Consider the following 5,576-nt stretch of genomic DNA (forward strand, 5'->3'; position numbering starts at 1 on the left):
CGGTGAGGACCCGGCGCAGCGACACCTCGCGGTGGAGCAGCGCGGTGACGGCGGCCAGCTCTTCGGCGAGCGAGCCGGCGTCGACGGACGTGGAGTCCGTCAGCGCGTCGAGACGCTCACGTGCGGCTGCCAGGGCCTCGCGGCTCGCTCCGTTCATCGTGCGGCCTCGGCCTTCTGGTCGAGGTCGTCGAGGAACCGGTCGATCACGCGGCTCTGCCGGGCGTGGTCCTCGAGGGACTCACCGACGAGCTTGCCGGCCAGGTCGGTGGCGAGCTTGCCCACGTCCTGGCGCAGCACCGACGCGGCGGCCTTGCGGTCCGCCTCGATCTGGGCGTGACCGGCGGCGATGATCTCCTCGCGCTGCCGCTGGCCTTCCGCGCGCATCTCGGCGATGAGCACGGCGCCCTGCTCCTGCGCCTCCTGGCGCAGGCGCGCGGCCTCGTGCCGGGCCTCGGCGAGCTGAGCCTTGTACTGCTCAAGGACGCTCTGTGCCTCGGTCTGGGCGGCCTCGGCCTTCTCGATACCGCCTTCGATGGACTCGCGGCGCTCTTCCAGAACCTTGTTGATGTTCGGGAGGAGCTTCTTGGCGAGGATGCCGAAGACGATGACGAAGGCGAGCAGGCCGATGACGAGCTCGGGAATCGGCGGGACGAGGGGGTTCTGAGCCTCCTCGGCCGCGATATGAAGCAGTGGGCTCATATCAGAGTGCCTTTCGTCTGGTGAACCGATCGCGGATCAGCTGATCAGGTGCCGTAGACGAACGGCATGACCAGGCCGATGAGGGCGAGCGCCTCACAGAAGGCGAAGCCGAGGATCTGGTTGGCGCGGATGAGACCGGCGGCCTCGGGCTGACGGGCGAGGGCCTCGGTGCCCTTGCCGAAGATGATGCCGACGCCGATGCCGGGGCCGAAGGCGGCGATGCCGTAACCGATGGAAGCAATCGAGCCGTGGACAGCGGCCAGGGTCTGGGACATTCCGGTTCTTCCTTTTCTTCACGGGCCGGTGGGGGTGGGCCACCGGACGACTGGGGCAGGAGCGGGACGCTCAGTGCTGCTCGACGAGCGCGCCCTGGATGTAGGTAGCGGTCAGCAGGACGAAGACGTACGCCTGCAGGGCCTGGATGAAGAGCTCGAAGACGGTCATCACCAGGACCATCACGAACGAGACGCCGGCGTAGGCGATCCCGATGCCGTTCAGCAGGTACCAGCTGGCGATGGTGAACAGCACCAGCAGGATGTGACCCGCGAACATGTTCGCGAAGAGTCGCACGGCGTGGGTGAAGGGCCGCACGAGCAGGTTCGAGAAGGCCTCGATCAGCATGACGACGGGAAGCGCGGCACCGAGCGACTTGTCGTAGCCGGTGAAGTTCTTCAGGGCGCCGACGAAGCCGTGACGCTTGAAGGTCAGCGAGACCCACACCAGGTAGACGAGCAGCGCGAGTCCCAGGGGGTACGCGAAGATCGAGGTCACCGGCATCTGGGCGAGCGGGATGATCGACCAGAGGTTCATCATCCAGACGAAGAAGAACAGCGCGACGGCGAACGGGACGTACTTCTCGCCCTCGCGCTTGCCCATCGTCTCGTAGACGATGCCGCGGCGGACGAAGTCGTAGCCGGCCTCGGCGACCATCTGGAACTTGCCGGGGACGACCTGGGGCCGGCGGAACGCCGCCCAGAAGAAGCCGATGATGATGATCGAGCCGAGCAGCGCCAGCAGCATCGTCTTGTTGAAGTACACGCTGCTGTCGCCATCGCCCCACAGGGGCTCGAACAGGAACGAGTGCAGCCCGGGAGACGGGAAGCCACAGCCGTCGAAGATGTGGCAGTCGGTCTCGAAGGCGAGCACCTGTGTCGGGTCAGCACTCACCGCGGGCTCCTTCAGCGTGGCGCATGGATTCGGCAACCTCGTGGTGTCGGCGCGGCACGGGGCCGCGGTTCGGCACGGGACTGGTGTTACGGATGGGGGGGCGGCGATGGGGCATCTCGCCTCGCGATGTGACAGGCGTCAGCGTGGATGCCCGCGCCCGCGATGCCGCAGTTGGCACCGGACGATAGCAGGGTCCGCCATGCGCCCTTATCCCGGCCCTACGTCTCACGACGGCCGCTCCGCGGATTCCTTCTTCCCCGCCGCGTCGCCGGTCGTCGCCGGCTCGGGGTCCACGTAGAAGGTCTTGGCCTTCATCGTGGCCCGCGCCTGTGCGGCGACCCAGGTCAGCGTGGAGACGAGCAGCGAGAGGGCGAAGACCTGCGGGTGGAAGAGCGTCGTGTCCTTGAAGAGCGCGATGAAGACGAAGATCAGCAAGATCTGCGTCATGTACATCATCAGCCCCATCGCCTGGAACACATGGGGCACCGACTTCGCGATCCACTGGAGGACGTACAGGCCCGTGCCCATGAGCAGGATCACGAGCAGCGCCCCGATGACCGCTCCGATCGCTCCCTGCCCGCCCTCGACGGCGGCACCGACCGCGACAGCGGCCGCACCGACGACAGCGGTGGGTACGGCGGACTGGATCAGGATCCGGACGTCGTTGGACGGCATGGCGGAACTCCGCATGTTTGACACAGGGGGCAAAGGACGGTCGTCGGGGACGAGCGTAGTCCCCCGGATGGAGTGTGATTTCCCCCCGCCGGCGAACCGTCGCACTGCGGTTCCTCGGCGCTCTCCGGCGAGACTCGTGAACGGTATCACAAACTATTTGATGCAGTCTTTACCTAATGACTCCGCATGAGGTCACACATGAGAGTGAGACCGCCCCTCCGGGAGTGCAAGAGGTCGAGTTGTCTGGTATTCGGGGGCTTCGCACCCCCAAGGGGGCCCCATCGGGGCCCCACGACTTGGCAATGCTCTAGTCGGATTCTTACCTTGACCGTGATCCGGGCGTGCCGGTCCGCGCTCCTCAGCGGGTGCTGCCGGCCTTGCCCCGGTCGCCCGTCCGGGTGCGGTGCCCGAGGGCCGTCGCGCCGTTGACGCCGGAGACGCCCGAGACGCCAGCGGTGGCCGTGGCGAGGCCGGCGGCGGCCTCCTGCGGATCGCCGGCGGCCGGGAGGCCCTCGGGGGCGGGACGGCCGGCCTCCGGCTCCTGTGACGCCTTCACGGCCTTGCGGCGGCGGTAGCGCGGCGGGACGAACGCCTCCGCCCAGCGCGGGGCGCGCGGGGTGAACCGGGGCAGCAGGAGCAGCAGCAGCCCGACGGCGCTCAGGACGACGACGCCCAGCACGATCCACATGGACGCCGAGTTGACCGAGTAGGCGAGTGCGCCGAAGGCGATCAGCGCCGACCAGAAGTACATGATCAGCACCGCCCTGCTGTGCGAGTGGCCGATCTCCAGCAGGCGGTGGTGCAGGTGGCCCCGGTCCGCCGCGAAGGGCGACTGGCCGCGCCAGGTGCGCCGCACGATGGCCAGGATCAGGTCGGCCATGGGCACCGCGATGATCGTCAGCGGCATGAGCAGCGGGATGAAGACGGGCAGCATCGCGTGGGTCGTCTCCCGTGCGCCGCCCAGGTCGACGTTGAGCGCCTCGACGTCGAGCTGGCCCGTGACGGACACCGCGCTGGCCGCGAGGACCAGGCCGATCAGCATCGACCCGGAGTCCCCCATGAAGATCCGGGCGGGGTGCATGTTGTGCGGCAGGAAACCGACGCACATGCCGATGAGCACCGCGGAGAACAGGGTGGCGGGGGCCGCCGCCTCGGCGCCGTAGCCGTACCAGATCCGGTAGCTGTACAGGAAGAACGCGGTGGCCGCGATGCACACCATGCCGGCCGCGAGGCCGTCCAGTCCGTCCACGAAGTTGACCGCGTTGATGGTGATGACCACCAGCGCCACGGTGATCAGGTTCCCCTGCCACGGGGTGACGGCGACCGTGCCGATGCCGGGGATGGGCAGCCACAGGATGGTCAGGCCCTGGAGGATCATGACGCCGGCGGCGATCATCTGGGCGCCCAGTTTGAGCAGGGCGTCGATCTCGAACTTGTCGTCCAGGACCCCGAGCAGCCAGATCAGGGCCGCTCCCGACAGCAGGGCGCGCGGTTCGTTGGACTTCTCGAAGACCTCGTTCAGGTTCGTCAGGTGGCTGGCGACCAGCAGTCCGGCGCACAGGCCGAAGAACATCGCGATCCCGCCGAGGCGCGGAGTGGGTTCCCGGTGCACGTCCCGCGCCCGGATCTGCGGCATCGCCCCCGCCACGATCGCGAATTTCCGTACCGGCCCGGTCAGCAGGTACGTCACCGCGGCCGTGACACAGAGCGTCAGCAGGTATTCACGCACGGGCTTCCCCACAGGTCTCGCTGGCCATCACAGATCCACACCCTAGCGAGGGACGCATACGGGTGAGGACTTCCGGGTAGCGAAGATGGTTGCACGTGCGGACGCGCGCGGGTCCGGCCCGCGGCGCACCCGGCCCGCATCGGCGCCGGTACGGGACGAAACGGTGAACGGGCCGGGACGTTCCCGCCGGCCTCCGCCGCACCCTGCGGGCCTCCACCGCTTCCGGCCGGTCTCAGCCCGGGTACGGGTGGGGCGGGAAGGCCGCGGTCAGTTCGCGTACGTCCGCGCGGGCCCGTGCCGGATCGGTGCCGCCCCGCAGGACGCTCGCCAGCAGTCCGGCGATCAGCGTCATCTCCCCCTCCCCCATGCCCTGGGTGGTCACCGCCGCGGTGCCCAGGCGCAGCCCGCGGGCGTCGGCGTGCGGCAGGGCGCAGCAGTCCAGGACCAGTCCGGCCGCCGCGAGCCGGCCGCGGGCGTCGCGCCCGTCGACGCCGAGCGGGGCGGGGTCGGCGGTGATCAGGTGGGTGTCCGTGCCGCCGGTGGTGACGACCAGTCCCTCGTCGGCCAGGGCCGCGGCGAGGGCCCGCGCGTTGGCGACCACCCGGTGGGCGTACGCGGCGAAGGCCTCGGTCGCCGCCTCTCCGAGGGCGACCGCCTTGGCGGCGACGGTGTGCATCTGGGCCCCGCCCTGGGTGAACGGGAAGACCGCGCGGTCGACCCGCTCGGCCAGCCCCGCGCGGCACAGGATCATGCCGCCGCGCGGCCCGCGCAGCACCTTGTGCGTGGTCGCGCAGACGATGTCCGCGTACGGGACCGGGCTGGGGGCGGCTCCCCCGGCGACGAGGCCGATGGGGTGCGCGGCGTCCGCGATGAGGTGGGCGCCCACCTCGTCGGCGACCTCGCGGAAGAAGGCGTGGTCGATGTGGCGGGGGTAGGCGATGGAGCCGCAGACGATCGCCTTGGGGCGGTGGGTGCGGGCGAGGGTGCGGACCTGCGCGTGGTCGATCAGGCCGGTCTCGGCGTCCACGCCGTAGCCGACGAAGTGGAACCAGCGCCCGGAGAAGTTGGCGGGCGAGCCGTGGGTGAGGTGGCCGCCGTGGGCCAGGCCGAGGGCGAGGACGGTGTCCCCGGGGCGCAGCAGGGCGGCGTAGGCGGCCAGGACGGCCGACGAGCCGGAGTGCGCCTGGACGTTGGCGTGGTCGGCGCCGAAGAGGGCCTTGGCCCGTTCCACGGCGAGGCGTTCGGCGACGTCGACGATCTCGCAGCCGCCGTGGTGCCGGGCGCCCGGGTAGCCCTCGGCGTACTT

Annotated in this window: 6 protein-coding genes and 1 pseudogene; all 7 read right to left on the reverse strand. The window is 69.9% G+C overall.

Going from position 1 to position 5,576, the window contains the following annotated elements; translation table 11 throughout:
* A pseudogene (locus AOK18_RS23510) lies at positions 1-157 on the reverse strand (F0F1 ATP synthase subunit delta); the annotation flags it as partial.
* Entirely contained in the window at positions 154-699 is a 546-nt protein-coding gene (locus AOK18_RS23515; RefSeq protein ID WP_055571088.1) for a F0F1 ATP synthase subunit B, read from the reverse strand. The gene AOK18_RS23515 and the pseudogene AOK18_RS23510, both read right to left, overlap by 4 nt.
* A gap of 44 nt (positions 700-743) precedes the next feature.
* Positions 744-974: an ATP synthase F0 subunit C gene (gene atpE / locus AOK18_RS23520; protein ID WP_055695635.1), complete on the reverse strand. Its 231-nt coding sequence runs from the start codon at positions 972-974 to the stop codon at positions 744-746.
* 70 nt (positions 975-1,044) lie between these two features.
* The gene (gene atpB, locus AOK18_RS23525; protein WP_055695636.1) at positions 1,045-1,866 is read right to left on the reverse strand and encodes a F0F1 ATP synthase subunit A; all 822 of its coding nucleotides are present in this window, start codon (positions 1,864-1,866) and stop codon (positions 1,045-1,047) included.
* 225 nt (positions 1,867-2,091) lie between these two features.
* Entirely contained in the window at positions 2,092-2,541 is a 450-nt protein-coding gene (locus tag AOK18_RS23530) for a Cg1360 family ATP-synthase-associated protein (RefSeq protein ID WP_055695637.1), read from the reverse strand.
* Positions 2,542-2,899: 358 nt separating this feature from the next.
* Positions 2,900-4,270, reverse strand: a complete 1,371-nt coding sequence (locus tag AOK18_RS23535) for an MraY family glycosyltransferase (RefSeq protein WP_055695638.1) — start codon at positions 4,268-4,270, stop codon at positions 2,900-2,902.
* Between the two features lie 232 nt (positions 4,271-4,502).
* Positions 4,503-5,576, reverse strand: a 1,074-nt coding sequence (locus tag AOK18_RS23540; RefSeq protein WP_055695639.1) for a serine hydroxymethyltransferase, incomplete at its 5' end; no start/stop codon positions are given.

The sequence above is a fragment of the Streptomyces prasinopilosus genome, from assembly GCF_001419695.1.
In the GTDB taxonomy this organism is placed as follows: Bacteria; Actinomycetota; Actinomycetes; order Streptomycetales; family Streptomycetaceae; genus Streptomyces; species Streptomyces prasinopilosus.